Annotated in this window: 25 protein-coding genes and 2 pseudogenes; 9 read left to right on the top strand and 18 right to left on the bottom strand. The window is 72.2% G+C overall.

Translation table 11 applies throughout. The annotated features are described in order from the left end of the window. A partial coding sequence (locus KBY47_RS24380) for a DUF6817 domain-containing protein (RefSeq protein WP_210924201.1) occupies window positions 1-496 on the bottom strand: 496 nt, incomplete at its 3' end. Between the two features lie 219 nt (window positions 497-715). Between KBY47_RS24380 and KBY47_RS24385 the strand changes: the two genes are divergently transcribed. After that, window positions 716-1,699 carry a LysR family transcriptional regulator gene (locus KBY47_RS24385; protein WP_210924203.1) on the top strand — a complete coding sequence of 328 codons (984 nt, stop codon included), beginning with the start codon at window positions 716-718 and terminating at the stop codon, window positions 1,697-1,699. On the opposite strand, the gene KBY47_RS24390 is transcribed toward KBY47_RS24385, so the two are convergent. After that, the gene (locus KBY47_RS24390) at window positions 1,599-3,557 is read right to left on the bottom strand and encodes a long-chain fatty acid--CoA ligase (protein WP_210924205.1); all 1,959 of its coding nucleotides are present in this window, start codon (window positions 3,555-3,557) and stop codon (window positions 1,599-1,601) included. The two genes, KBY47_RS24385 and KBY47_RS24390, sit on opposite strands and share 101 nt — an antisense overlap. Window positions 3,558-3,863: 306 nt before the next feature. On the opposite strand from KBY47_RS24390, the gene KBY47_RS24395 reads away from it, so the two are divergent. Together KBY47_RS24395 and KBY47_RS24400 are read left to right on the top strand one after the other, a co-directional pair. Next, window positions 3,864-5,180, top strand: coding sequence for a 3-oxoacyl-ACP reductase (locus tag KBY47_RS24395; protein ID WP_210924207.1), 1,317 nt, complete (start codon window positions 3,864-3,866; stop codon window positions 5,178-5,180). Further along, entirely contained in the window at window positions 5,180-6,019 is an 840-nt protein-coding gene (locus KBY47_RS24400; RefSeq protein ID WP_308405260.1) for a MaoC/PaaZ C-terminal domain-containing protein, read from the top strand. The genes KBY47_RS24395 and KBY47_RS24400 overlap by 1 nt, the downstream gene beginning before the upstream one ends. Window positions 6,020-6,037: 18 nt before the next feature. Here KBY47_RS24400 and KBY47_RS24405 read toward each other — a convergent pair whose 3' ends face one another. The 9 genes from KBY47_RS24405 to KBY47_RS24445 form a co-directional block, all read right to left on the bottom strand. Further along, window positions 6,038-6,691 carry a TetR/AcrR family transcriptional regulator gene (locus KBY47_RS24405; RefSeq protein ID WP_210924211.1) on the bottom strand — a complete coding sequence of 218 codons (654 nt, stop codon included), beginning with the start codon at window positions 6,689-6,691 and terminating at the stop codon, window positions 6,038-6,040. A 51-nt stretch (window positions 6,692-6,742) separates the two neighbouring features. Further along, window positions 6,743-7,042 (bottom strand): DUF4229 domain-containing protein, encoded by a 300-nt coding sequence (locus tag KBY47_RS24410; RefSeq protein ID WP_210924213.1) that lies wholly within the window; start codon window positions 7,040-7,042, stop codon window positions 6,743-6,745. Between the two features lie 80 nt (window positions 7,043-7,122). Beyond that, window positions 7,123-7,647, bottom strand: coding sequence for a GNAT family N-acetyltransferase (locus KBY47_RS24415; protein WP_210924215.1), 525 nt, complete (start codon window positions 7,645-7,647; stop codon window positions 7,123-7,125). Window positions 7,648-7,663: 16 nt separating this feature from the next. Continuing rightward, complete coding sequence (locus tag KBY47_RS24420) at window positions 7,664-8,287, bottom strand: uracil-DNA glycosylase family protein (protein WP_282108443.1); 624 nt, start codon at window positions 8,285-8,287, stop codon at window positions 7,664-7,666. A 43-nt stretch (window positions 8,288-8,330) separates the two neighbouring features. Then, a complete protein-coding gene (mqnE, locus tag KBY47_RS24425) occupies window positions 8,331-9,494 on the bottom strand; it encodes an aminofutalosine synthase MqnE (RefSeq protein ID WP_210924218.1) in 1,164 nt (387 codons plus the stop codon). 48 nt (window positions 9,495-9,542) lie between these two features. Beyond that, complete coding sequence (locus KBY47_RS24430; RefSeq protein WP_210924220.1) at window positions 9,543-9,998, bottom strand: Lrp/AsnC family transcriptional regulator; 456 nt, start codon at window positions 9,996-9,998, stop codon at window positions 9,543-9,545. 75 nt (window positions 9,999-10,073) lie between these two features. After that, complete coding sequence (locus KBY47_RS24435; protein ID WP_210924222.1) at window positions 10,074-10,763, bottom strand: UbiX family flavin prenyltransferase; 690 nt, start codon at window positions 10,761-10,763, stop codon at window positions 10,074-10,076. A 58-nt stretch (window positions 10,764-10,821) separates the two neighbouring features. Beyond that, on the bottom strand, window positions 10,822-11,691 hold the full coding sequence (locus KBY47_RS24440; RefSeq protein WP_210924224.1) for an XRE family transcriptional regulator: 870 nt from the start codon (window positions 11,689-11,691) through the stop codon (window positions 10,822-10,824). Next, on the bottom strand, window positions 11,688-12,458 hold the full coding sequence (locus KBY47_RS24445) for a peptidoglycan-binding protein (RefSeq protein WP_210924226.1): 771 nt from the start codon (window positions 12,456-12,458) through the stop codon (window positions 11,688-11,690). The genes KBY47_RS24440 and KBY47_RS24445 overlap by 4 nt, the downstream gene beginning before the upstream one ends. 280 nt (window positions 12,459-12,738) lie before the next feature. Here KBY47_RS24445 and KBY47_RS24450 point away from each other — a divergent pair, with 280 nt between their 5' ends. Next, a complete protein-coding gene (locus KBY47_RS24450; protein WP_210924228.1) occupies window positions 12,739-13,128 on the top strand; it encodes a peptidoglycan-binding protein in 390 nt (129 codons plus the stop codon). A gap of 56 nt (window positions 13,129-13,184) precedes the next feature. Here KBY47_RS24450 and mqnP read toward each other — a convergent pair whose 3' ends face one another. Continuing rightward, a complete protein-coding gene (mqnP, locus tag KBY47_RS24455) occupies window positions 13,185-14,090 on the bottom strand; it encodes a menaquinone biosynthesis prenyltransferase MqnP (protein WP_210924231.1) in 906 nt (301 codons plus the stop codon). Then, window positions 14,087-15,544, bottom strand: a complete 1,458-nt coding sequence (locus KBY47_RS24460; RefSeq protein ID WP_210924233.1) for a menaquinone biosynthesis decarboxylase — start codon at window positions 15,542-15,544, stop codon at window positions 14,087-14,089. Before KBY47_RS24460 ends, mqnP begins: the two co-directional genes overlap by 4 nt. Window positions 15,545-15,635: 91 nt before the next feature. Between KBY47_RS24460 and KBY47_RS24465 the strand changes: the two genes are divergently transcribed. Together KBY47_RS24465 and KBY47_RS24470 are read left to right on the top strand one after the other, a co-directional pair. Next, window positions 15,636-15,944, top strand: coding sequence for a PLD nuclease N-terminal domain-containing protein (locus tag KBY47_RS24465; protein WP_210924234.1), 309 nt, complete (start codon window positions 15,636-15,638; stop codon window positions 15,942-15,944). Window positions 15,945-15,951: 7 nt separating this feature from the next. Then, on the top strand, window positions 15,952-16,833 hold the full coding sequence (locus tag KBY47_RS24470) for a LysR family transcriptional regulator (protein WP_210924236.1): 882 nt from the start codon (window positions 15,952-15,954) through the stop codon (window positions 16,831-16,833). On the opposite strand, the gene KBY47_RS24475 is transcribed toward KBY47_RS24470, so the two are convergent. The 3 genes and pseudogenes from KBY47_RS24475 to KBY47_RS24480 form a co-directional block, all read right to left on the bottom strand. Further along, window positions 16,730-17,677, bottom strand: coding sequence for a DMT family transporter (locus tag KBY47_RS24475; protein WP_210924238.1), 948 nt, complete (start codon window positions 17,675-17,677; stop codon window positions 16,730-16,732). The two genes, KBY47_RS24470 and KBY47_RS24475, sit on opposite strands and share 104 nt — an antisense overlap. Window positions 17,678-17,734: 57 nt before the next feature. Then, a pseudogene (locus KBY47_RS36705) lies at window positions 17,735-17,857 on the bottom strand (DUF397 domain-containing protein); the annotation flags it as partial. Then, the gene (locus tag KBY47_RS24480; protein ID WP_308405261.1) at window positions 17,805-18,740 is read right to left on the bottom strand and encodes a helix-turn-helix transcriptional regulator; all 936 of its coding nucleotides are present in this window, start codon (window positions 18,738-18,740) and stop codon (window positions 17,805-17,807) included. The gene KBY47_RS24480 and the pseudogene KBY47_RS36705, both read right to left, overlap by 53 nt. 108 nt (window positions 18,741-18,848) lie before the next feature. Here KBY47_RS24480 and KBY47_RS24485 point away from each other — a divergent pair, with 108 nt between their 5' ends. Further along, entirely contained in the window at window positions 18,849-19,277 is a 429-nt protein-coding gene (locus KBY47_RS24485; RefSeq protein WP_210924240.1) for a hypothetical protein, read from the top strand. A gap of 196 nt (window positions 19,278-19,473) precedes the next feature. On the opposite strand, the pseudogene KBY47_RS37265 reads toward KBY47_RS24485, so the two are convergent. After that, window positions 19,474-20,264 (bottom strand): annotated as a pseudogene (locus KBY47_RS37265) (DUF6777 domain-containing protein). Next, the gene (locus KBY47_RS24495) at window positions 20,261-20,758 is read right to left on the bottom strand and encodes a hypothetical protein (protein ID WP_210924244.1); all 498 of its coding nucleotides are present in this window, start codon (window positions 20,756-20,758) and stop codon (window positions 20,261-20,263) included. The pseudogene KBY47_RS37265 and the gene KBY47_RS24495 overlap by 4 nt, the downstream one beginning before the upstream one ends. Window positions 20,759-20,959: 201 nt before the next feature. Between KBY47_RS24495 and KBY47_RS24500 the strand changes: the two genes are divergently transcribed. After that, the gene (locus KBY47_RS24500; protein WP_210924247.1) at window positions 20,960-23,071 is read left to right on the top strand and encodes a hypothetical protein; all 2,112 of its coding nucleotides are present in this window, start codon (window positions 20,960-20,962) and stop codon (window positions 23,069-23,071) included. After that, a complete protein-coding gene (locus tag KBY47_RS24505; protein WP_210924249.1) occupies window positions 23,071-24,615 on the top strand; it encodes a hypothetical protein in 1,545 nt (514 codons plus the stop codon). Before KBY47_RS24500 ends, KBY47_RS24505 begins: the two co-directional genes overlap by 1 nt. Window positions 24,616-24,617 lie beyond the last annotated feature (2 nt).

A 24,617-nucleotide genomic window follows, 5' to 3' on the forward strand; every position in this document is an offset into this window, starting at 1 on the left:
GCTGGGCGTTCTGGTCGTGGCCCCAGCGTTCGCGGTAGACGGGGTCGTGGCGGGCGTGGTCGAGTTCGTTGGCGGCGGTCAGCTCGGCGATGTCCCGGCGCAGCCGCAGCCCTATCGGCCGGGCGGTGCCGGTGAACCGGTCGTGGAGCGGCGCGCCCGGCCCCGGCGCGGCGAGGGTCGGGTAGGTGGCGGCGCGGTCGCAGGCGGCGTAGGCGTACACGGTCGCCTCGGCCTCCGCGCCGATCACCGACGCCAGGTCGGCGCGCCGGTCCAGGGTCAGCAGGGCGGCGGGGAAGCCGTCGGTGCCGTAGCAGGCGTGGCAGAGCCCGGCGAGCTGGAGGGCGGGCGGGGCGGACCAGCCGGCGAGCCGTCGCCGTACCCGGTCGAGGTGGGCGAGGAGGGTGCCGCCGGGGTGGGCGACGGCCTCGGCGCCCGAGCGGCGCAGCAGGGCGTGGGCTTGGAGGAAGGGGGCTTCGTCGGCGCGGGTCGTCGGCACGGCGGCGTCCTTTCGCGGAGGGGCGACGGTGGGTCGGCACCCGCTCCGTCGTCCTGCCGCCTCCGCGCCCGGACGTCTCGGACGACGAGGGCGGCACGGGAGCGGGTTGCCGCCCGGGGCCCTGCATCGATCGTCGTACACGGCGAAAGGCCGAGTCAATCCTAAGGATTACTGCCAACTCCCAAGTCAGAGCTTGGGTTTCATGGGTATCTTCCGGTCATGACCCTCGATGACCTGCGGGTGTTCGTGGCCGTGTGCCGTGCCGGTTCCCTCAGCGCGGTCGCCCGTGACCTGGGCTGTACGCAGTCCGCGGTGAGCCAGCACGTGAGGCGCCTGGAGCGGGAGACCGGCGTCGGCCTGCTGGAGCGGCAGCCGCGCGGGGTGGCGCCCACCCCGGCGGGCCGGGTGCTGGAGGCCGCCGCCGCGGAGGGCATCGCCGGGCTCGACCTGGCGCTGCGGCGGCTGCGGGACCTCGCCGACGGTGAGAGCGGCTCGGTGCGGGTGGCGACGGGCGCGACGACCGTACGGCACTTCATGGCGGACGCCATCGTGACGTTCCGACGCCGGCACCCCCGCGTCAACCTGGAGTTCCGCACGGAGAGTTCCAGCCGCGCCTGCTTCGACGCGCTCACCGACAGCGATCTCGACCTGGCCTGGATCACCCTGGGCCCGCAGGTGCGCGGCATCGAGCAGCGGCCGGTGGTGGAGCTGCCGTGGCTGCTGGCGGTGCGGGCGGACGACGACCGCTTCGCGGGCCGTACGGCGGTGTCCGCCGCGTCCCTGACGGAGCTGCCGCTGATCCGCCTCCCCCCGAACTCCACCTCCGCCGCCCAGCTGGAGACGGCCTGCGCCGACCTGGGCCTGCGCTTCTCCTACGACACCGGCGTCGCCGACTGGGACACGGCCCTGCTCCTCGCCGAACTGGGCCTGGGCCGCGCGGTCGTGCCCGCGCTGCCCGACCTGCCGATCAGCGACCCCCGGCGGCCCCTGCGCCTGCTCCACATCCCCGAGCTGCGCCCCCTGACGGTGGGCTGGGCGGTCCGCCGCTGGGACGCCCTGACCCCTGCGGCCCGCGCGTTCGCCGACACGGTGGCGGCAGCGCTCAGCCCCCGTACATCGCCTCCACCTCCCGGGAGAAGTCCCGCAGGATCGCCTGGCGGCGGAGCTTCATCGACGGGGTCAGATGGCCGGCCGTCTCGGTGAAGTCGACGGGCAGGACGGTGAAGCGGCGGATGGACTCGGGGCGGGAGACCATCTTGTTCGCCTCGTCGACGGCCCGTTGGAGGACGGCGTGGAGTTCCTCGTCCTGGGCGAGGACGTCCGGTGGCACCGGGGGGCGGCCGTTCATCCGGCACCAGTGGTGGGTGCCGTCGAGGTCGAGGGTGATCAGGGCGGTGACGTAGGGGCGGCGGTCGCCGAGGACCAGGCACTGGGAGATCAGGGGATGGGTGCGCAGCCAGTTCTCCAGGGGCGCTGGGGCGACGTTCTTGCCGCCCGCGGTGATGAGGATCTCTTTCTTGCGGCCGGTGATGGTGAGGTAGCCCTCGTCGTCGAGGCGGCCGATGTCGCCGGTGGGGAACCAGCCGTCCACGGCGGCCGGGACGACGCCGCCCGCCCGGGGGTCCCAGTAGCCGCGCAGGACCTGGCCCCCGGCGAGCAGGATCTCGCCGTCGGCGGCGATCCGGACGCGGGTACCGGGCAGCGGCCAGCCGACGGTGCCGAGACGGGGCTTCAGGGGCGGGGTGACGGTGGCGGCGCCGGTCGACTCGGTGAGGCCGTACCCCTCGTAGATCTCCATGCCCGCGCCCGCGTAGAACGCGGCCAGGTCGCGGCTTAACGGGGAGCCGCCGCAGATCAGATAGCGGACCCGGCCGCCGAGCGCGTTGCGGATACGGCGGTAGACCAGCGGGTCGTAGAGGGCGCGGGCGGCCTTCAGACCGGCGCCCGGTCCCGGTCCCGTGCCCTGTTTGCGGGCCTCGGTCGCCTCGCCCCAGCGGCGGGCCACCTTGGCGGCGCGGTCGAAGGAGCCGGCCTTGCCGCCGCGTTCGGCGGTGGCGCGGGCGCTGTTGTAGACCTTCTCCAGCATGTAGGGGATGGCCAGCAGGAAGGTCGGCCGGAAGGCGGCCAGGTCGGCGATCAGGTCCCCCGCCTTCAGGCTGGGCGCGTGGCCGAGCCGGACGCGGGCGCGGACGCAGGCGACGGCGACCATCCGGCCGAAGACGTGGGAGAGGGGCAGGAAGAGCAGGGTGGACGGCTCGACGTCCGTGCGGGCCTTGAAGACGGGGTAGAGGAGTTCGATCGCGTTGTCGACCTCCGCCAGGAAGTTGCCGTGGGTCAGCGCGCAGCCCTTGGGGCGGCCGGTGGTGCCCGAGGTGTAGACGAGCGTGGCGAGCGTGTCCGGGCCGAGCACCCCGCGCCGTACGTCGATCTCCTGGTCGGGCACCGGGCCGCCCAGTTCGGCGAGCCGGTCCACATGCCCCTTCTCGATGACCCACAGGTGCCGCAGGTCGGGCAGGTGGCCCAGCTCGGGCCCGAGGGCGGCGGCCTGGGCGACGGTCTCGGTGACCAGGGCGACGGCGCCGGAGTCCTGGAGGATCCACCGGGTCTGGAAGAGGGAGGAGGTCGGGTAGACGGGGACCGTCACCAGTCCGGCGGCCCAGGCGGCGAAGTCGAGCAGCGTCCACTCGTACGAGGTCCGCGCCATCACCGCGATCCGGTCGCCCGGCACCAGGCCCTCCGCCGTCAGGCCCTTGGCCAGCGTCAGCACCTCCCGCGCGAACTGGGCCGCGGTCAGGTCGTGCCAGCTCCCGGCGTCCGTACGGCGGCTGATGACGCGGTCGTCCGGTGCCACGGCCGCGTTCTCGAACGGCACGTCGGCGAGCGAGCCGTGCGACACGGGCGGCACCAGCGGCGGTACGGCCACCTCGCGCACCTCGCCGTCCAGCCGCCGGATCTCCGGCTCCACCAGGACCGGGCCGCCGTCCGGGTCGTAGTCCAGCCCCGACGGTGTCGACGACGGGTCCGGCGGCACGGGTGAGGAGGACGAGTACGAGATGGGCATGGCAGCTCCTGAGGCCTTGCTGCGGGCGCACTGCTCCGCGGCATGAGGTACGCGGCAGGCGTACGGAGGCGTTCACCGGCGGCCGCGGCTCAGCGGTGCGCCGCCGGTCGGCAGCGTGATCGTACGGCTCCCACGTGGGGAGTTGGTGCGGGTTCGGGGATGTTCCGGCGGTGGTCCGGGGACGGGGGTGTGCAGTCCCCGAGGAGTGCGGGGGCGGCCGTCACCCCGTGCGCCCCGGGGATTTACCTACGGTAACCTTACTCCGAAGTAAGGACGAGACCGGTCCCCCCACTAGCTGGAGTCGCCATGGCAGCCGACCGCTATCTGAGCTTCACGGGCACCGCACCCGGCCGCTTCCTCACCCGACGGCTCGGACTGCCCCGACCGGTGCCCCTCAGCCGGTGGTCACCGCAACGACCGCGGCTCGACGGCGCGTTGCGGCACCTGGTCGCGGGCGCCGACAAACCCGACCCGGCCCTCGAAGCCCTCCTCGCCCGCACGGGCCTGCCCACCGACGACGACACGGCACCCCCCGCCGCCGTCCTCCTCGACGCCACCGGCGTCCGTGACATCGACGCCCTCGCCGAGGTGCACGCCGCCCTGCACCCCGTCGTCGGAACGGTCGCGCCCAGCGGCCGGATCGTCGTGCTGGGAGCACCGCTCGACCCCGCCGACCACCACCAGGCCGCCGCCCAGCAGGCGTTGGAGGGCTTCACCCGCTCCCTCGGCAAGGAGATCGGCCGCGGCAGGACCGTCAACCTCGTCCGGCTCACCGACCCGGACGCCGCCGAGTCCGCCCTGCGCTTCCTGCTCTCCCCCAGGTCCGCCTACGTCAGCGGCCAGGTCATCGAGGTCGGCCCCGGCCCCGTCACCAGCCCCGACGACCCCGACCGCCCGCTCGCCGGGCGCACCGCGCTGGTCACCGGCGGCGCGCGCGGCATCGGCGCGGCCGTCGCCGGGACGCTGGCCAGGGACGGGGCCCGGGTCGTCGTACTGGACGTGCCCGCGGCCGAGGAGGACGCCCGGCGGGTCGCCGACCGGCTCGGCGGCGGCGCGCTCGCCCTGGACATCACCGCGGCCGACGCGGGCGAACGGATCGCCGCCGCGCTGCCCGACGGACTCGACGTGCTGGTGCACAACGCGGGCGTCACCCGCGACCGGCGCCTGGTCAACATGCCCGCCGAACGCTGGAGTTCCGTCCTCGACGTCAATCTCGCCAGTGTCCTGCGCACCACGGACGCGCTGCTGGAGGGCGGCACCCTGCGCCCCGGCGGCCGGATCGTCGCCACCGCGTCCATCGCGGGCCTCGCCGGGAACGCCGGGCAGACCAACTACGGCGCGAGCAAGGCGGGCGTGGCCGGTCTGGTGCGGGCCCTCGCGCCCCGGGCGCGCGCCGCGCACGACGTCACCGTGAACGCGGTCGCGCCCGGCTTCATCGAGACCCCGATGACCGCCGCCGTCCCGCTGTTCATCCGGGAGGCGGGACGCCGGATGAACTCCCTCGCCCAGGGCGGACTGCCCGAGGACGTGGCCGAGACCATCGCCTGGCTCGCCCATCCCGCGTCCGGGCCGGTCAATGGACAGGTGGTACGGGTGTGCGGCCAGAGTCTGCTGGGGGCCTAGTGATCCCGCTGTCCAGCCCTCCCGCCCTCACGCCGCTGCTCGCCCGCGGCGCCCTCCTCTCCCCCTTCAAGCGGCCCGGCAGCGCCGCCGGCTTCCCCCGCACCCGGCTGGTGCTGCCGGAGGTGCGCGTCGACCTCGCCCGCCTCGCCGCCTACGAACGGATCTGCGGCTTCCCCGCCCCCGGCGACAACGCGCTCCCCCTCACCTACCCGCACGTCCTCGGCTTCCCGCTGGCCATCAGCCTGATGAGCGGTCGCGCCTTCCCGCTGCCGCTGCTCGGCCTGGTCCACACGTCCATCGCCATCTCCCGGTACGCCACCCTCCCCGCCACCGGCGCGTACGAACTCGCCGTCCACGTCGACGGACTGACACCGCACCGGCGCGGCACCGAGGCGACCGTGATGACGGAACTGCGCGACGCCGGGACCGTCGTGTGGGAGTCCTCCAGCACCTACCTCGCCCGCCACCACCGCCACGCGGCCGAGGCCCCCACGGCGCCCCCGGCCGCGCCGCACCGGCCGCTGCCGGTACGCCAGGAGTGGCGGCTCGGCGGGGACATCGGGCGGCGGTACGGCGCGGTCTCCGGCGACCGCAACCCCATCCACCTGCACCCCCTCACCGCCCGCCTGTTCGGCTTCCCGCGCGCCATCGCCCACGGCATGTGGACCGTCGCCCGCTGTCTGGCCGCCCACGGCACGGACGAGACGGTGCGGGTACGGGCCGAGTTCCGGGCGCCGGTGCTGCTGCCCGGGGTGGTGCGGTACGCGGCGGACGGGGAGGGACGGTTCGAACTGCGGGGCGGGGAGGACCGGGTGCACCTCCTGGGGTACGTCGAGTAGGCACCCCCGAACAGATCCTCAGGGAGCCGAGGCGGGCGGCGGCGTCCAGGGCCGCCCCTCCATCAGGCTGCCGAGCCCCGCCCACGCGAAGTTCATCAGGGTCGCCGCGGTCTGCCGGGCGGTGACGCCCTCGGTCGCGTTGGCCCAGGCCGCCAGCGACTCGGCGGCCCCCACGAGGGCCTCCGCGAGCCCGGCGACCTCGTGCTCGGGCAGATCGGGGTCCCGGTGCGCCTCCCGCGCGGCGGCGGCTATCAGCTGCGTCACGAAGTCGACGATCTCCGCGCGCAACGCGCTGACCTCGGCGGCGAAGGGCTCACCGTGCGTCCGCGCCTGGCGGTGCAGCACGGTCCAGGCGTCCGGGTGCCCCGCGGTGTGCGTGAAGAACGCCAGCAGCCCGTCCCAGAGTTGGCGGTCGGCGGGCAGCCCCGCGACGACTCCGGCGCGCACGGCGGCGACCAGCGCGGTGGCCTCGCGGCGGATGCAGGCGGTGAAGAGGTCTTCCTTGGAGTTCAGGTACAGATACACCAACGGCTTGGACACACCGGCGAGTTCGGCGATGTCGTCCATCGACGCCGCCATGTACCCCCGCTGCCCGAAGATCTGTACGGCGGCGTCCAGCATCTGCTGCTCACGGACGGCACGCGGCATCCGCTTGGTCTTCACGGCACCCATGGGGAAAGCCTACGGTTCGCACCCCCGTGCCCCGTGCCGTCTTCGGCCAGTTCAGGAAGTCTGGCCCTGCGCCCGCGCGGTGTCGTCGGCCAGGTCCTCCTGGCTGCGGTTGGCCTCCATGTCGGCCTTGACCCGGTCGACCTTGCGCACGATCTGCTCGGACGCCCGGTCCCGCTCCTTGCGCAGCACCACGAAGCTGATCGGCGCGGAGAGGACGAGGGCGAGCAGCAGCACCCACATGCCGTTGGAGTCGCCGAGGCCGCGCGGGGCGATGCCGGAGTAGACGAGGCCCCAGACGACCACGAAGCAGCCCGCGAAGATCCCGAGGCGCATCAGCGTGTAGCGGAGCATCTCAATCCACTCTTCCTTCACCGGAACATTTCCACCGTCCAGTGAAGCACGAGGACCGGAAGATCTTGGACGGGGGTGCGTCAGCGCAACGTCAGCAACATCGTGACGTCGTCGCGGTGATCGTCCGGCGCCACCCGGATCGCGTCCGGCACCCGGCCGACCTCCTTGTAGCCGCAGGACGCGTAGAAGCTCTCCAGACCGAGGCCGCCCCGGCAGGACAGCCGGATCGCGTCGATGCCGTCGAAGGTACGGGCCGCGTCCGCCGCGGCGGCCATCAGCTCCCGGCCGAACCCCCGCCCCTGGTACCGGGGGTGCACCATCACCGTGTAGATCCACACCCAGTGCGTCATCAGCCGGTGCGTGTTGAAGGTGAGGAACGCGGAAGCGGCCAGCCGACCCTCCTCGTCATGCCCCACGACCAGCCGGCTGCGCCCCTCGGCCATCGCCGTGAGCTGCCTCAACAGCTCCGGCCGGACCGCCTCCCGGTCCACCGGCGGTACGAACCCGATGGCGCCGCCCGCGTTGGACACGTCCGTCCACATGTCGAGGATGCCGTCGCGCAGGGCCGGGGTGACGGCGGGGTCGAGCGTGAAAGTAAGTGGCACGCGGCCATCGTAGCCCTTACGCCAGGAGTCGCGCCCCCGCTTTCAGATCCGCGACCAGCCCCTGGTACGCGCCCTCCCGGTCCTCCGCCCGCAGCACGGCTGGGGGCACCTCCCTGCTCGAGCGAAGCCGAGAGCTTGGGGGAGGATGCACGGTCGGCACCAGCCGCTCCGGGCGCCCGTGGATCTCCTCCTCCAGCACCGTCCCGCGCACCCGCGTCACCCGGAACGACGACCCCAGCAGCGCCTTGCCCGCCGTGGCACCCAGCACCACGACCAGCTTCGGCTCCACCAGCGCCGGCTCCGCCGCGAGCCACGGCCCGCACGCGGTCATCTCCCGCAGACTGGGCGCCTTGTGGATACGCCGCTTACGGGGCTCGGCCCGGGTGAACTTGAAGTGCTTCACGGCGTTGGTGACATACGCCTCACCGGGATCGATGCCCGTCTCCGCCAACGCCCGGCCGAGCAGCTTCCCGGCGGGCGAACGGCTTCCCCTGCCGGTCCTCCTGATCCCCGGGCTGCTCCCCCAGTTGCAGGGGACACCCCGACAGCCGGAGGCGGCGCGCCGGAGGGCCGCCAGATCCCCACCGTCGGGAACAAAGGGCTCGGCGGTGTAGGCATCCTCAGGCGCCTTGGCAGTCATGCGGCCCGAGTACCCCCCTCGGGGCGCGGGACCGTACCGAAAATCAAACCCTCATCGGCTGAGGCATCTCCCTGCGCCCCGCCTCGGCCCCGTCGTATTCCCGGATCACCTCGTACCGCGTGTTCCGCTCCACCGGCCGGAACCCCGCGTCCCGGATCAGCTCCAGCAGATCGTCCCGGGTCAGCTTGTTCGGCGTCCCGTAGTTGTCCGCGTCGTGCGTGATCTTGTACTCGACGACCGACCCGTCCATGTCGTCCGCGCCGTGCTGGAGCGCGAACTGCGCGGTCTGGAGCCCATGCATCACCCAGAACACCTTCACATGCCGCACGTTGTCGAACAGCAGCCGCGACACCGCGAAGGTCTTCAGCGCCTCCGCCGGGGTCGCCATCGTCGTCCGCTCCTGGAGCCGGTTGCGTACCTTGCCGTCCTTCATGTCGACGAAGTCGTGCTGGTAGCGCAGCGGGATGAAGACCTGGAAGCCACCGGTCTCGTCCTGGAGTTCCCGCAGCCGCAGCACGTGGTCCACACGGTGGCGGGGCTCCTCGATATGGCCGTAGAGCATGGTGCACGGGGTCTTCAACCCCTTCTCGTGCGCCAGCCGGTGGATGCGCGACCAGTCCTCCCAGTGGGTGCGGTGGTCGACGATGTGCTGCCGGACCTCCCAGTCGAAGATCTCCGCGCCCCCGCCCGTGAGGGATTCGAGCCCCGCGTCGATCAGCTCGTCCAGGATCTCGCTCGCGCTCAGCCCCGAGATCGTCTCGAAGTGGTGGATCTCGGTGGCGGTGAAGGCCTTCAGGGACACGTCCGGAAGGGCCGCCTTCAGCTCCCGCAGCGAGCGCGGGTAGTACCGCCACGGCAGGTTGGGGTGCAGCCCGTTGACGATGTGCAGCTCGGTGAGGTTCTCGCCCTCCATCGCCTTGGCGAGCTTCACCGCCTCCTCGATGCGCATCGTGTACGCGTCCTTCTCGCCCGGCTTGCGCTGGAACGAGCAGTAGGCGCAGGACGCCGTGCACACGTTGGTCATGTTGAGGTGCCGGTTGACGTTGAAGTGGACGACGTCGCCGTTCTTCCGCGTCCGCACCTCGTGCGCGAGGCCGCCCAGCCAGGCCAGGTCGTCCGACTCGTACAGCGCGATGCCGTCCTGACGGGTCAGCCGCTCACCGGAGCGGACCTTCTCCTCCAGCTCGCGCTTGAGCCCGACGTCCATACGACACCTCTTTCTGTGACCGACTCCGACAACCGTACGCCCCACCGGTCAGACCTCCTCGGGCAGCTCACCCACCCGGTTCTCCCACTTCGTGGACAGCACGATCGTGGTACGGGTCCGGGAGACGCCCTTGGTGCCGGACAGCCGCCGGATGATCCGCTCCAGGCCGTCCACGTCGCTGGCCCGCACCTTGAGCATGTACGAGTCGTCACCGGCGATGAACCAGCAGTCCTCGATCTCCGAGAGGTCCTTCATCCGGCGGGCCACGTCCTCGTGGTCGGTGGCGTCGGAGAGCGAGATACCGATCAGGGCGGTGACGCCGAGGCCGAGCGAGGCGGCGTTCACGGTGGCCCGGTAACCGGTGATGACACCCGCCGCCTCCAGCCGGTTGATCCGGTCGGTGACGCTGGGGCCCGACAGCCCGACGAGGCGCCCCAGCTCCGCGTAGGAGGCCCGGCCGTTCTCCCTCAGGGCCTGGATGAGCTGCCTGTCCACCGCGTCCATGCGATCGAAGCCTTCCGCTGAAGAGTCTGAAAAAGTTCGGGTGGATCCGAGGATCCGGGTGAGTCGCAGGAGAGGTCAGTGCGGATCCGGGTGACCGGCGCCACCACCGCCGCCGAGTTCACCGCTCCAGCGCTGGTACAGCCGGTGCGGCACACCGACCGTGTCCAGCACCCGCCCGGCGACGAAGTCGACGAGGTCCTGGATGTGCGTCGCCCCGGCGTAGAAGGCGGGCGAGGTCGGTACGACGGTCGCCCCGGCGTCGTCCAGGGCGACGAGGTTGCGCAGCGTCTGCCCGTTCAGCGGCGACTCCCGCACCGCCACGGCCAACGGCCGCCGCTCCTTCAGCGTCACGCTCGCCGCCCGCTGCAACAGGTCCTTGGACAGGCCCAGGGCGACACCCGCGACGCACGCCGTCGAGGCGGGCACGATCAGCATCCCCTTGGCCGGGTACGACCCCGAGGACGGCCCCGCCGCCAGGTCCCCGGCACGCCAGTACCGTACGGCCGCGAGGTCCACCGCGAACGTCCCCGGCTTCCCGTCGGCCCCCCGGGCCAGCCATTGCGCGAGGTCGTCCCGCCAGTGGGCGTCCCGGAACGAGATCCCCGTCTCGTCGAGCAGCGTGAGCCGCGCGGCCCGGCTGACCACCAGGTCGACGCTCTCCCCGGCCTCCAGCAGCGCCCGCAGCACGGCAGCCGCATACGGCGTCCCGGATGCTCCGGAGACCCCCACGATCCAAGGCGCGCGCTGCGTTTCTCCTGCGTTCACATCTTGAGCGTACCGGCGGACGGGACAAGCCCGGCGTCCGGACCGGCCACGCGGGGCCTCAGGCGGTGAAACAGCGCTCCGGTCCCCCGTCGGCGGGCAGCAGACAGGCTTCGGCTCCCTCCGGGGCGCCACCGGTCATCCGGGTGTAGACATAGCCGTCGGCGTCGTGCCGGTCCCGGACGACGGCCTGCCGGGTCGGACGGCCGGGCACCCGCAGCTCGATCCGGTCGCCGTCCTGGGCGAGCCACACCCGCGCCCAGAGCGCCCCGCAGTGCGCGCTGTGCCGGATCTCCATCCGGGCCCCACCGGGGAACGCCGCCTCCGCCACGGCCCCGAAGTCGGTGCCCGGTGTCGTACAGCCCTGGGACTCGGGGTCCTCCCCGTCGCAGGCCGCGCCCCGGCAACCGGGCGGGGCCACGGTGGGCTCGGCAGCGGACTCACGGACGTACGGCATGGCCGTGAACACGGCGGCGGAGAGCAGCAGGGAGGCCCCGACCGGCCACCAGCAGCGCACGACCCGGCGCCAGGGACGCCGGTACGGCGACACCACGGCCTCCGGTTCCGGGTCCTCGGACGCCAGGGCGGCCACGCCCTCGGTGTCTCCCCCCGGCGGCACCGCCGACGGCTCCCCGCCCTCGGTCCGCGCGTCCCGCTCCCCGGCGACCGGTGCCGGACCGGGACCGCCCTCGCGCTCCGCCTCGGCGACCTCCCACAGCGCCAGCAGCCGCGTCGGTGACTCCCCGGTGAGGGCGCACAGTTCGGCCACCGCCTGGCGGGGCGGCAGGTTGCGTCCGCTCAGATAGCGGTGCCAGGCCGACTTGCTGACCGACGTGCGCTCGGCCAGGACCCCCAGACTGAGCCCGGCCCGTTTCCGCAGGGCCACCAGCTCCCGTGCGAGCCGGTCCAGTTCCGTGCGCGGCCCGCTCAACGGCGCAGCACCTCCCAGGTGTGCTCGCCGATGACCCCGTCGACCACCAGACCGCCGTGGTCCTCCTGGAAGCGTTTGACGGCGCGTTCGGTCATCGCGTCGTAGGCGCCGTCGACCTCCGCGACCGAGTAACCGTGGTACTCCAGCAGGCACTGCGCCTCCACCACGTCCCAGCTGGTCAGCACCTGGTGCAGATACGCCCGCCGGGTGTCGCTGTAACCGGCGGTGAGCCAGGCGCCGTTGCGGGTCACGGGGCAGTCGTAGCTGACACCGGCCCGGAAGGTGAACCCGCCGCCCGCGGCCACGTCACCGGCACGGTCCCAGGTGGCGGCGACCCCCGCCGCCGTACCCGCCAGGATCAGTCCGGATATCAGGTAGGGAGCCCGCAGCCGGGCCCAGGCGCCCAGCTGGGAGGCCCGTCTTCGAGGCGCTGCACCGTCCGGCTCGTCCGCCCCTTCCGAAGCAGACGGCGCAGATGGCACGGCCCCCGGCGACGCGGAGCGCTGCCAGTCGCCGGCGGCGAGCGTCTGGAGCTGCCCCAGGGCCCGGCCGTCCTCACCCGCCAGCGCGGCCAGTTCCGCGACCGCCTCGGACGGCGGCGGCATCTTCCCGTTGAGATACCGCTCCCACGACGACCGGCTGTAACTGGTACGTCTCTCCAGAGCCGACAGGCTCAGCCCCGTGCGGTCCTTCAGCTGCCGCATGCGGGTCACCAACCGGTGGGCGTGCGGGCTGAGTCCGTCGGGCAGCGGCCTCCACGACGCCATGACAGACGAGTCCTCTCCCTCGGAACCTGCCTCAGGCCCTCTGCACTGGCCTGTCCCCCCAGCGGCCGCGCACCCGAACCGTCCCAGCCCGTGCCCCGGGACGTACCAGCCCGGCCAAGTCCCCGCAGGTGAGCGGCGAGGACGTCCCAGAGACACCCGGGACGTCCCGGATGATATCGCCGCCCGTCACACCGAGGACAGGCTGACCTCACTTCCGGACCGCCACCCGCCCCGCGTGCCGGCGGTCCGTCACTTCCTCTCACCCGAAGGCAGGAGAGACATGAACGCACGATCCCGGCTGGCGCTGCTGGTCGCCTCCGCGGGCCTCCTTTCAGGAGCCGCCACAGCCGTCGCACCGACCGCGTACGCCGCGGACGACACCTGCTACACGCGCAGCACGATCGGGCTGACGTGCGACTACGACTACGGCAGGAAGTGGGCGGAGTACGGCAGCAAGGGCCTCCACGTGAAGGAGATCCAGGCGCTGATCAACGGCACGACGAACTACCGCAACACCTCCGGCGGGTCGCGGCTCACCGTCGACGGCGACTTCGGACCGGCCACCGAGCGCGCGGTGCGCTGGTTCCAGCGCACCTACCTCGGCGCCTCCGCCGTCGACGGCATCGTCGGCCCCAACACCTGGCACGCCCTGCGCGGCTGGCGCTACTGACCCGTCTCCAGACCTCGGACAGCAACCGGACCCAGACCTCGGGACAGCAGGGGGACTCAGACCGTCAGCCCCCGCACCAGCAGGTCGAGGAGGGCGCAGGCGAACAGGGCGATGCCGATGAAGCCGTTGACGCTGAAGAACGCCCTGTTCAGGCGGGACAGGTCATGGGGGCGGACGATGGAGTGCTCGTAGACGAAGGCGCCCGCGACGATCAGCAGGCCCAGCCAGAAGAAGGCGCCCGCGCCGGTGGCGACGGCGTACCAGACGAAGAGGGCCGTCGTCACCAAGTGGCAGGCGCGGGCGCCCCAGATGGCCGCCGGGATGCCGAAGCGGGCCGGGACCGAGCGGACGCCGGTCTCGCGGTCGGTGTCGACGTCCTGGCAGGCGTAGATCAGGTCGAAGCCGCCGATCCAGACGCCGACGGCGAGACCCAGGATCACCGCGTCCCAGGACCAGGACCCGGTGACGGCGAGCCAGCCGCCGATGGGGCCCATGGCCTGGGCGAGGCCGAGGATGGCCTGCGGGAAGTCCGTGAACCGCTTGCCGTACGGGTAGACGACCATCGGGACGACCGCGACCGGCGCCAGCGCCAGGCACAGCGGGTTCAGCAGGGCCGCCGCGCCCAGGAAGACCGCCAGGGCGATCAGCGCGCCGGTCCAGGCGTGCCGTACCGACATCGCGCCGGTGACCAGTTCACGGTGGGCGGTGCGGGGGTTCCGGGCGTCGATCTCGCGGTCGATGATCCGGTTGGCGGCCATCGCGAAGGTGCGCAGGCCGACCATGGCGAGGGTGACCAGGAGCAGCCGCCCCCAGTGGATGTTCCTGTCCCACTCGTACATCGCGGTGAGGGTGGCGATGTAGGCGAAGGGGAGCGCGAAGACGGAGTGCTCGATCATCACGAGGCGCAGGAACGCCTTCGTGCGCCCCGGCTGCCGGGGGAGCGCCGCGGAAGCGGAGGTCACAGGCCGTACTCCTTCCAGCGGCGGTCGACCAGGGCCGCCGTGTCCGGGTCCGACTCCACCATGTCCGGCCAGCCCCCGTCGCGCGTGTACCCCTCCTCGGGCCACTTCTTCGTCGCGTCGATGCCCGCCTTGCCGCCCCAGAACTGCTGGTAGGAGGCGTGGTCCAGATGGTCGACGGGGCCTTCGACGAGGGTGAGGTCCCGGGCGTAGTCGGTGTTGCCGAGCGCCCGCCAGGCGACCTCGTGCAGGTCGTGGACGTCGCAGTCGCTGTCGACGACGATGATCAGCTTGGTCAGGGACATCATGTGCGCGCCCCAGATCGCGTGCATCGTCTTCTGCGCGTGCTTGGGGTACTTCTTGTCGATCGAGACGATCGCGCAGTTGTGGAAGCCGCCCGCCTCCGGCAGGTGGTAGTCCACGATGTCCGGAATGATGATCTTGAGGAGTGGCAGGAAGAACCGCTCCGTCGCCCGGCCCAGCGGCCCGTCCTCCGTCGGGGGCCGCCCCACCACGATCGACTGGAGCAGCGGACGCTTGCGCATCGTCACACAGTCGATGGTCAGCGCGGGGAACGGCTCCTGCGGCGTGTAGAAGCCGGTGTGGTCGCCGAAGGGACCCTCGGGCAGCATCTCACCGGGCTCCAGCCACCCCTCCAGCACCACCTCCGCCTGCGCCGGGACCTGGAGCGGCACCGTCTTGCAGTCGACCATCTCGATCCGCTTGCCCGCGAGGAACCCCGCGAACAGGTACTCGTCGATGTCACCGGGCAGCGGCGCGGTGGAGGCGTAGCTGACGGCCGGGGGGCAGCCGAAGGCGATCGCGACCGGCAGGCGCTCACCGCGCCGGGCCGCGACTTGGTAGTGGTTGCGGCTGTCCTTGTGGATCTGCCAGTGCATGCCGATGGTGCGCCGGTCGTGGCGCTGGAGGCGGTACAGACCGAGGTTGCGGACGCCCGACTCCGGGTCCTTGGTGTGGGTCAGCCCCAGGTTGAAGAACGACCCGCCGTCCTTCGGCCAGGTGAACAGCGCGGGCAGCTGCTCCAGATCGACGTCGTCGCCGGTCAGGACGGTCTCCTGCACCGGAGCGTCCCCGGACTTCACCTTCTTCGGCGGTACGTGCGTCATCGCGCCGAGCTTCCCGAAGGCCTCCCGCACCCCCACGAACCCGTGCGGCAGCTCCGGCTTCAGCAGCCCGCCGATCTTCTCCCCGATGTCCGCGTACGACTTCAGCCCCAGCGCCTTCAGCAGCCTGCGGTCGGTGCCGAACACGTTCATCGCCAGGGGCATCGCCGAGCCCTTCACGTTCTCGAAGAGCAACGCCGGGCCGCCGGACTTCTGCACCCGGTCGACGATCTCCCCGACCTCCAGGTACGGATCCACCTCGGCCTTGATGCGCTTGAGGTCGCCCTCGCGCTCCAGAGCCCTGAGCAGCGAGCGAAGATCGTCGTAAGCCATGGGGACAAGTATTCCCGAGGGGCTACCCTGAACGTGTACCTGGGGGCCGCGTCCGCCGCCCTCGACCCCTTCGCTCCGCTGGAGAGGCCACATGCTGCGGGTGCTGATGTTCCTCGTGCCGCTGGCACTGAGCGTCTACGCGTTCATCGACTGCATCAGCACGAAGGACGAGGACATCCGGCACATCCCCAAGCCCCTGTGGGCGATCCTCGTGCTGCTGTTCCCGCTGGTCGGGTCCATCTCCTGGCTGATCGCGGGCAAGAAGCGCAGCCCCGCCGCCGAGGGCTGGTCCGGCGTGCGCACGGGCCGCTCCCAGCAGTGGGTGGCCCCCGACGACAACCCCGACTTCCTGAAGTCCCTCAAGGACGACGAGGACGACGAGAAGAAGAAGCGGGACTAGTCGGGCCATGGAGCTGCGGCTGCTCGTCACCTTCGAGAAGGTCGCCACCGTCCTGAGCTTCACCCGGGCCGCCGCCGAGCTGAAGTACGCCCAGTCCAGCGTCACCAGCCAGATCCGCGCCCTGGAATCCTCCCTCGGCACGGAACTGTTCGACCGCCTCGGCAGCCGCATCCGCCTCACCGAGGCGGGCGAGCGCCTCCTGCCGTACGCCCGCCAGATCCTGGAGCTGGCGGAGGAGGCCCGCACGGCGGTCAGCAGCGCCGGGGAGCCCGAGGGCACGCTCACCGTCGGCACCATGGAGTCGCTGACCAACCACCGCCTGCCACCCCTCCTCGAACTCTTCCACCACCGCTACCCCAAGGTCCGCCTCTCCTTCCGTACGACCATCGGCGACGAGACCCGGCAGGCGCTGCACCAGGGCACCTACGACCTCGGCTTCCTGATGGAGGCGGAGACCGGGCACCCCGGCCTGGAGACGGAGGTACTGGGACCCGAGCCCCTCGCCCTGGTCGCCGCCCCGGACCACCCCCTGACCGGCCGCCCGCTCACGACCGTCGACTTGCTTCCCGTGTCGCTGCTGGCCACCGAGCCGGGCTGCGCCTACCGCGACCTCTTCGAGCGGGAGCTGACCGCGCTCGCCCCCGTGACCTTCATGGAGTTCGGCACCATCGAGGCGACCAAGCGCGCGGCGGCGACCGGCCTGGGCGTCGCGCTGCTGCCCGAGGTGACGGTCGCCGCCGAACTCGCCGAGGGTTCCCTGGTACGGCTGGACTGGCAGCCGCCCTTCACCCTCTGGACCCAGCTGGCGTGGCGGGCCGGGAAACGGCTTCCGGCGCACGCCCGGCTGTTCCTGGAGCAGACGCGGAAGCTGCTCGCCGAGCAAGGGTGACCTTCAGGCTGGCCAGCACGATCAGCGGCACGCCGAGCGCCTGCACGAACCCGATGTGGTGGCCGTAGACCGCCCAGTCCATCACCATCGCCACCGCCGGGTAGACGAACGCCAGTACGGCGATCTTCGACGTCGGCAACTGGGCGTAGGCGGCGTACATCAGCACGTACATCAGCCCGGTGTGCACGACACCCAGCCCCACCAGCCACCCCCAGTCGGCGCCGGTCCCGCTCATCGCCCCGAACGAGGCGAAGGGCAGCAGCAGCGGGATGCCCACGACGACCTGGACAAGGGCGATCAGATGCGGCCGTACGCCCGTGATCCGCTTGGTGACCAGGGTGGACAGCCCGTACAGCAGCGCGGCGAGCAGGGCCTGCCCGACACCGGTGAGGTACCCGTCGCCGCTGGTGAAGTCGCCGGGCGTGACGCCCGAGACCAGGATCAGCCCCGCGAAGGCGAGGGCGATCCACCCCACCTTGGCCGCGGTGAGCCGCTCCCGGAAGAGCAGGGCGCCCAGCAGGACGACGTAGAACGGCTGCGTGTGGTAGACGACCGTCGCCACGGAGATCGACGTGTTCTCGTACGACTGGAACAGGAACACCCAGTTGAAGACGATGAACACCCCACCGAGAACGGCGAGTCCGAGGGTGCGCGGCGTGAACCCGTGCCCGCGCAGCCACCCACGCGCCACGACATAGGCGCCGAGGGCGAGGGCGCCGAACAGCACACGGAAGAAGACGACGTTGAAGGGGGACGCCCCCGACTCGACGACGAAGACGCCGAGCGTGCCGGAGAGGACCATCGCGGCCGCGAGTTGGGCGGTGCCCTTGCTCTCTGAGGTCATGCCCAGGACGCTACGGAAAGCCGACCCGCACGGCCACGCGCCAGTGGGGCGTCCTGGCTATGGGGCCATCGGCGGGGCCGATATGAAGGCTGTCCAGGCGGCGCGGGATATGTGGAGGACGGGGCCGTCAGGGGTTGTCTTGCTGTCGCGGACGGGGACGACGGGGCCGTCGAACGCGGGAGCCGCTTCTACGCAGTTGCCGCCGTTGTCGCCGCTGTAGCTGCTCCTGATCCATGTCGCCGCGTCCAGCGGATGCCTGTCCATGATGCTCGTAGCCTTCCCTCGCGTCGCTGATCAGAGCGGCCGATCGAAGGGCTGACGGAGCGTCTGCCCTGAGCACATCATAGGTCTGGCTGTGCCGGGCGAAGACGGCCGGATCGTCACTGAAGTGACCCCGGTCCAGTGACTCCGAGTAGACCCACTCGTGCCCGTCGGACAGCCGGATCAGGGACATGGAGGTGTTGGGCCGGAGCAGTCCGGGATGGTTCGCCGGGGCCACCTGGAGGTGGATGTTGGGACGCTCGGCAACGCGCAGCAGGTGCGTGCACTGCTCTCTCATCACGGCGGGGCCGCCCACCACGTTGCGCAGGCAGCTCTCGTCGAGGACGACGGCGTAGAAGGGCCCGTCGTCCGTGAGGAAGCGCGCCTGCCTGCTCAGACGTGCCCTGAGGAGTTCCTCGGCCTCATGAGCCGGCCGCGCGCGGGAGAACAGCGCACGTGCGTACGCCTCCGTCTGCAACAGCCCCGGCACCACGTGGATCTGGTACTCCCGTAGCGCGACCGCCTCCCGCTCCATCTCGGCCCGGCGACGGAACCAGTCCGGATGCTCGACCTGGGGATACCAGTCCACCTTTCCCCACAGCCGCACCAACACCCCACCCGCGCCCAGCACTTCGTCGCACTTCTTCGCGAACGTGTCCTGCGGCACCCGCGTCCCCGCCTCCACCCTCGCGACGTAGGACCGATCGCACGGGATCTGCCGGGCCAGCGCCTCCTGGGTGAGGCACGCGGACTCACGGAAGTGCCGCAGCAACTCCCCGAAGATCTCGGCATGACTGCTCACGGTCCCGCCCCCCTCTGTGACAACGCCCCGGTGTCACGCGCCACGCATTGAATCCGACCGTTCCCCTGAGCGACGCTCAGTACACCCAGCGTGACGAAAGGTGCGGCAATGAAACGGGGAACGCTCGTCTACGACCCCCAAACGCGCAAGGTCGGCGAATTCCAGGCCCGACTCGGACCGTACGCCCTACTGCGCCCCGTCGGCGGCGGCCGCGAGTGGGAGGCGGACCCGGCACGGATCAGGGCGGCCACCCCGGAGGAACGGCTCAGCGCGGGCGTCAGGGCGGCCAACGAGCGCTCGACCGGGCGCCGTGTCTTCCGGTACGTGCCGTACTCCATCGTCCAGGACGCCTCCGCCCAACCGGAGTACGAGGCACGGTGCGTGTCCGGCGACGACGAGGACTGCGGAGCCCGCTCGGGCCCGTGCACGCACCCGACGGAGGTCGAGGAGTGGCAACGCCGGCACACCCAGGAGACCCGGCACACCCGCTACCGCCGCAGCTTCGCGGACTACGCGGTACTGGAGAGACAGCAGTAGGGACACATACCGCCCGCTGCCTTGGTTGCCGTCGGGGCCGCCCGCTTCTTTGCCAGTGTCGTCCGCCGGTTCGCCCGTCGCGTCGTCCGTGGGGGGGTGGGTCCGTTTGCTCCTGGGGTTGCTCCTCGGGGGCGGGTGGGGTCACCGTCAACGTGATCGGGGTGTTGGGTGGGACCTCCGTGCCGGGGGGCGGGGTTTAGGTGAGGACCGTGTTGGGGGCCGTGGTGTCGGAGGGCTGTTCGGTCGTCGTGACCTGGCGGCCCTGTGCTGCCAGGGACGCTGTCGCCTCGTCCGCGGGCCGCCCCTGGCCGTCCGGGACCGTCACCAATGACTCGGTTGGGTCGACAGACGGGGTGCCGCGGTCCGGTGCCTCCGGCAGGACCTCGTCGGTGGTGCCGTCGGAGCCCGCCTCGCGGGCCAGGCCGGTGTCGGGTTCCTCGACGTCGACGAGTTGGTAGACCTCGACGGGCTTGGTGGCCGGCGCCGGTTTCACCTTGGCGACGCGCTTCTCGTCGTACGACGACCACTTCTTGTTGCGGTCGTCGAACTTGACGTCGGCGTCCCCGATGTCGTGGTCGAACGCCTTCAACGGGTTGCCGCAGCTGCACTGGACGGCCGGTGCGCCGAACTGGTCCACCAGGATGGCGATGCCCGCCTCCAGCAACGCGTCGAAGGGGTCGGCCTTGCCCTTCTTGAAGTCGTGGTTCTTGACAGGGTGTCGGCGCGCAGCAGCACGGGCGTCAGTTTCCGCGCGTACCCGTCGATCTCGTCGACCCCGCCGAGCCCTTTCACATCAGCCCACTCCTCGGCTTTGCGCCGGTTGCGCGGGTCCTGGAGGAAGTCGACAAGCCCCGCCCTGTCGCAGTGCCCGGCGTCCCTGGGCCCCCCGTACAGGCCCGGGTCGCTGCCGGCCAGGACCCCGCCGAGGCCGGACAGCGCCGCCGACACGGCGATGTCACGGGCGCTCCCCTCCGCGCCCGCGGTCACGCCAGTCTGGGCGCGGCGCGGGGCCGCACATCATGGTCCGCACGGGACCGGCGACGGTCCGGTTCCGTGCGCGCACGGATGACGGCGGCGTCGGCCCGTGGTGACGATGGGGGCATGCCGCGCACCGTGCTGATCGTCGACGACGACCCGCCGCCGGACGCCGTGCTGCTGGACGTCGGTCTGAGCGGTGAGGACAGGGTCGGGCGCGGGGTCGCGGACGGGTTCGCCGTCTGTCGGGCCCTGTGCCTGGCGGCGCCCGGCACGGCCGTGGTGCTGTGCTCCGCGCGGGAGGTCGAGTCGTACGGGGTGCGGGTGGCCCGGTCCCCGGCGGTGGGGTTCCTCGGCAAGGAGCGGCTGCCGGTGGCGGCGAATGCGACGGCGGTGCGCCGGGGGGACGGGCCCGGTGCCGCCGGGGCGTCGGCCGGTGCTCGCCGGGGTCCGGACAGCGGCGCGGGCACCTTGGTGCGGATCTCCCGGCGAACGGCGTCTTCCACCACCGCCTCACCCCTGGCGTGGCCCCTCGACGGCGGCGCACCGTGCGTCACCGCCCCCGCAGCGCCCTCGCGGTACGCGATGGGGGCGACTCCTGTACGCGTTCCGAGCGCCCCCGGCTCCGTAACACAACGGACACCACGCGGCCTGTTCCGGATCAACCCCCCCTTCATAAACTGGTGTTGGTGGAGGGGGAAACAAGGGTGGGCAGACGGCTGCACGGGCGCGGGGCACTGTTCGACGCGGAACCGGCCGGTCTTGCCCCGCGGCTGGTCGGCCTGCGCCCGCACCGGCATCGCGCCACGACGGTCGAGCATCCGAAGGAGCTGCCGTTCGTCGTGCTGACCGGCGCGCGCGGGCTCGGCAAGAGCACGGTCCTCGGGGAGTTACGGGACGCCTACAAGGGGCACACCCCGACCGCGCTCGTCGACTGTGCGGGACCGCAGTTCGCGCGGGCTCCCCTCGGTCGGCCGGAGGAGTCCTGGTCGCCGCTGTCGCAGGCGCTGCTGGAGGCCGCCGAGCAGCTGGCGGAGCCGGTCACCGGGGCGGGGCGGATCCAGTTCCCGAGGCTGATGGCGGGGCTGGTGGCGGTGGCGGCGAGCGGCTGGGCCGACACCGACTCGGAGCGCATCCGCAGCGAGGTGGAGCGGATCCTGCTGCTGAACGAGAGCGGTTCGTGGATCTCCGGGGTGGCGGGGCGCTGGGCCGGGCGGGTGGCCGCCAACGTGGTCGCCGCGGCCACCAGCACCGCGGGGCCGTTGCTGTCGGCGGCGGTGGAGGCGACCCTCGACTCGATCTCGGAGGGCTTCGGCAACCGGCGCCACCAGCGGGCGGCGCTGTGGTACCGCGACTATCCGAACGCGGGCGGGCACGCGCGCCGTGGGCTGATGCTGCTGTCCGGGCACTTCCGTGCGGGCGGCGCCTCGCGCGAGCACGCCGAGCGGTATCTGGTGCGGGCGCTCCTCGCCGACCTGGGGGATGCCTACACGGGGGTGCTGCCGCGGATGCAGCGCATCGGACGGCCGTTGGTCCTGGTGGACAACGCGCAGGTGGCGCCGGGCCCGGGGCTGGTCGACGCGGTGCTGCGGGACCGGGCGGAGGGCCACACCGACCAGGTGGTGTTCCTCGCCGGGCTGCGCGGCGACGGCCGGACCAGCGCGCTGCGGGCGGCCGTACGGCGGGAGTTGCCGGAGGTGGCGCGGCGCAGCGGCTGGGCGCCGGACCCGGCCGCGCCGTCGTCGCGGGCGCTGTTGGTGGCGCTGTCGCCGCTGTCGCCGGAGGACACCCTGCACATCGTGGGCGCGGTGTGCGGGGAGCTGGCGGTGCCGCCGCAGCTGCCGCACGCCATGCACCGGCTGACCGGCGGGAATCCGCTGGGCGTCGAGGTGCTGGCGGAGTCCGCGGCGCAGCATCCGGACGACGCGGGTTCGCTGGGCACGCTGGTCACGGCTCCGGTGCGGCTGCGGGAGCACGGCGAGCCCGAGCCCGCCTACCGGGAACTGCTGGACCGGCTGGTGCCCGCCGACCGCCTCGACGAGCTGACGGTGCTGGCCGCCGCCCACGACCACGACTCGGCGTGCGCGCTGGCCGCCGCGCTGCTGCCGGACGACTTCGGTCCGGCGGACGTACGGTCGTTGGGGACGCTGCTCGCGGCGGAAGGGCTGCCGGTGGTGCCGGGGCAGTTCGTGGGCAGCGCGTTCGTGCGCACCCTGCTGCTGCTCCGGCTGCACCACCGCGATTCCGACCACCGCCGCTGGCGGGCGGCGCACGAGACGCTGATACGGCACTACGACGGTACCGGCGAGGACCACGCCCGCTACCGCCTCTACCACCAGCTCGCCCTGGGGACCGCCGACCCGGCGGTGGCGCACCTGCGGGACACGTTCCCGCACCTGGACACCCGCGTCTGGCTGGACACCCTGTGCTTTGTGGCGTCCGCGCCCTACTTCCACGCCCATGACGCCGAGGGCCGTGACCACGAGCGGCCGGTGGACCGGCGTACGGCCGTCGCGCTGGGCCGTACGGACGCCGGACACCCGGTGCCGGACGGTGCGGACACCGCGCTGCACCTGCGGATACGGCGGCTGCTGCACGCCGTGTGGCAGCTGACCGATCCGCTGGTGCTGCCGGAGGAGCGGGTGGCCGACCGGCTGCGGTTCGAACTGGAGCAGCTGTCCAATCTGCGGCCCGCGGGCAACGCCCTGCTGTGGCGGGCCTCGCGGGACTGGCCGGCGAGCGCCCTCGCCGGGCGGCCCCTGTGCGCGTCGGACGACGCCGACGCCGATGCCGACGACGACCGGGACGGAGGCGGCTGATGGCCCGACTGGGGGAGCGGCTGCGCGAGGGCGTGTGGGAGATCCCGCTGCGCCGTTATCTGGCGCTGTTGCTGTCGGTGGCGCTGGTGGTGGGGGTCGGTTTCGCGGTGCGGGCGCTGACCGCGGAGGACCGCTCCTGCGCCCCCGGTGTCGTACGGCCGGAGGGCAGTGACGAGTGCGTGGGCGTGTCGGCGACCGCCTACGACTTCGGGCGACCGCTGCTCGGGGACACCATCCGGGCGATCGACCGGGAGAACCGCTCGCTGAAGCCGGGGAGTTATGTGACGGTCGCGATGCTGGCGCCGTTCACGGCGTCCGACCGGGACAACCTGCACGACACCCTGCACGAGTTGCAGGGGGCGTACCTGGCGCAGTACCGGGCCAACCACGAGTCCAACGGGCAGACCCCGCAGATCCGGCTGGTGCTGGCCAACCCGGGCGCGGACGGTTCGCACTGGCCGCACACGGTCGGGCAGTTGGTGGGGATGACGGGCGACCCGGACCGGCTGCGGGCGGTGACCGGGGTGGGGTCGAGCACGGAGAACAACAAGCGGGCGGTCGCGGAGCTGACGCGGCTGGGCATCCCGGTGGTGGGCAGTTCGATCACCGCCGACGACCTCGCCAACGACCAGGACGGCGTGGACCCGTTCCCGGGGCTGGCCAGGGTCTCTCCCACGAACACGGACGAGGCGCGGGCGCTGGCCTCCTTCGCCAAGGTGAAGGCGGGGCGGGCGCTGCTGGTGTACGACAAGCCGGGCGACCCGTACACGACGACGTTGCAGCGGTCGTTCGCGCGGCTGCTGGAGGGTTCCCCGTACGAGCCGCAGCCGTTCACGCCGCCGGACGACCGCAGTCAGGAGGGGACGACCGCCAACACGTTCCGGCAGATCACCCACCTGGTGTGCGACACGGCCAAGGAGACGGACACGATCCTGTTCGCGGGGCGCCACACGCAGTTGCGGCAGTTCATCAACGCGCTCGGCGGGCGCGGCTGCCAGGACCGCGGGTTCACCGTGCTCACCGGCGACGAGGCCTCCTACCTCACCGGCGACAGGGATCTCGACCGGAACGCCCTCAAGCGGAAGCTGTCGGTGCGCTACACGGCGCTGGCGCATCCGGACGCCTGGGAGCACGACCCGGCGCGGACCGGCGGTTCGGTGCGGGACGCGCGGGAGCTGGAGCGGCTGGTGACGAACGGGGAGCGGGCGCCCGTCGGGCCGATCGGTCCGGTCGCGCTGGAGGACGGCCAGCTGATCATCGCGTACGACGCGATGCGGCTGGCCGTGCACGGCATCCGCCAGGCGACCCCGGAGGGCCGGACCGATCCGCCGCTGGCCGACGTGGGCCTCCAGTGGCCCCAGGTGAAGGGTTCGTCGCTGCGGGTCGACGGGGCGAGCGGCTGGATCTGCCTGGATGTGCACGGCAACCCGTACGACAAGGCCGTACCGATCGTGGAGCTGACGTCGGAGGGGCGGGCGCGGTTCGTGCAGATCGCCTGGCCGGAGGGGAAGCCGCCGGGTGAGGAGTGCCTGCCGCCGCCGTGAGG

Source organism: Streptomyces sp. B93, from assembly GCF_018070565.1.
In the GTDB taxonomy this organism is placed as follows: domain Bacteria; phylum Actinomycetota; class Actinomycetes; order Streptomycetales; family Streptomycetaceae; genus Streptomyces.

What these genes read in the sequence shown, in the direction of transcription:
- KBY47_RS24385 (WP_210924203.1), top strand. Translation starts at nt 716, where the DNA reads ATGACCCTCGATGACCTGCGGGTGTTCGTGGCCGTGTGCCGTGCCGGT.
- KBY47_RS24390 (WP_210924205.1), bottom strand. Translation starts at nt 3,557, where the DNA reads ATGCCCATCTCGTACTCGTCCTCCTCACCCGTGCCGCCGGACCCGTCG.
- KBY47_RS24395 (WP_210924207.1), top strand. Translation starts at nt 3,864, where the DNA reads ATGGCAGCCGACCGCTATCTGAGCTTCACGGGCACCGCACCCGGCCGC.
- KBY47_RS24405 (WP_210924211.1), bottom strand. Translation starts at nt 6,691, where the DNA reads ATGGGTGCCGTGAAGACCAAGCGGATGCCGCGTGCCGTCCGTGAGCAG.
- KBY47_RS24410 (WP_210924213.1), bottom strand. Translation starts at nt 7,042, where the DNA reads ATGCTCCGCTACACGCTGATGCGCCTCGGGATCTTCGCGGGCTGCTTC.
- KBY47_RS24420 (WP_282108443.1), bottom strand. Translation starts at nt 8,287, where the DNA reads ATGACTGCCAAGGCGCCTGAGGATGCCTACACCGCCGAGCCCTTTGTT.
- mqnE (WP_210924218.1), bottom strand. Translation starts at nt 9,494, where the DNA reads ATGGACGTCGGGCTCAAGCGCGAGCTGGAGGAGAAGGTCCGCTCCGGT.
- KBY47_RS24430 (WP_210924220.1), bottom strand. Translation starts at nt 9,998, where the DNA reads ATGGACGCGGTGGACAGGCAGCTCATCCAGGCCCTGAGGGAGAACGGC.
- KBY47_RS24445 (WP_210924226.1), bottom strand. Translation starts at nt 12,458, where the DNA reads ATGGCGTCGTGGAGGCCGCTGCCCGACGGACTCAGCCCGCACGCCCAC.
- KBY47_RS24450 (WP_210924228.1), top strand. Translation starts at nt 12,739, where the DNA reads ATGAACGCACGATCCCGGCTGGCGCTGCTGGTCGCCTCCGCGGGCCTC.
- KBY47_RS24460 (WP_210924233.1), bottom strand. Translation starts at nt 15,544, where the DNA reads ATGGCTTACGACGATCTTCGCTCGCTGCTCAGGGCTCTGGAGCGCGAG.
- KBY47_RS24465 (WP_210924234.1), top strand. Translation starts at nt 15,636, where the DNA reads ATGCTGCGGGTGCTGATGTTCCTCGTGCCGCTGGCACTGAGCGTCTAC.
- KBY47_RS24470 (WP_210924236.1), top strand. Translation starts at nt 15,952, where the DNA reads ATGGAGCTGCGGCTGCTCGTCACCTTCGAGAAGGTCGCCACCGTCCTG.
- KBY47_RS24475 (WP_210924238.1), bottom strand. Translation starts at nt 17,677, where the DNA reads ATGACCTCAGAGAGCAAGGGCACCGCCCAACTCGCGGCCGCGATGGTC.
- KBY47_RS24485 (WP_210924240.1), top strand. Translation starts at nt 18,849, where the DNA reads ATGAAACGGGGAACGCTCGTCTACGACCCCCAAACGCGCAAGGTCGGC.
- KBY47_RS24505 (WP_210924249.1), top strand. Translation starts at nt 23,071, where the DNA reads ATGGCCCGACTGGGGGAGCGGCTGCGCGAGGGCGTGTGGGAGATCCCG.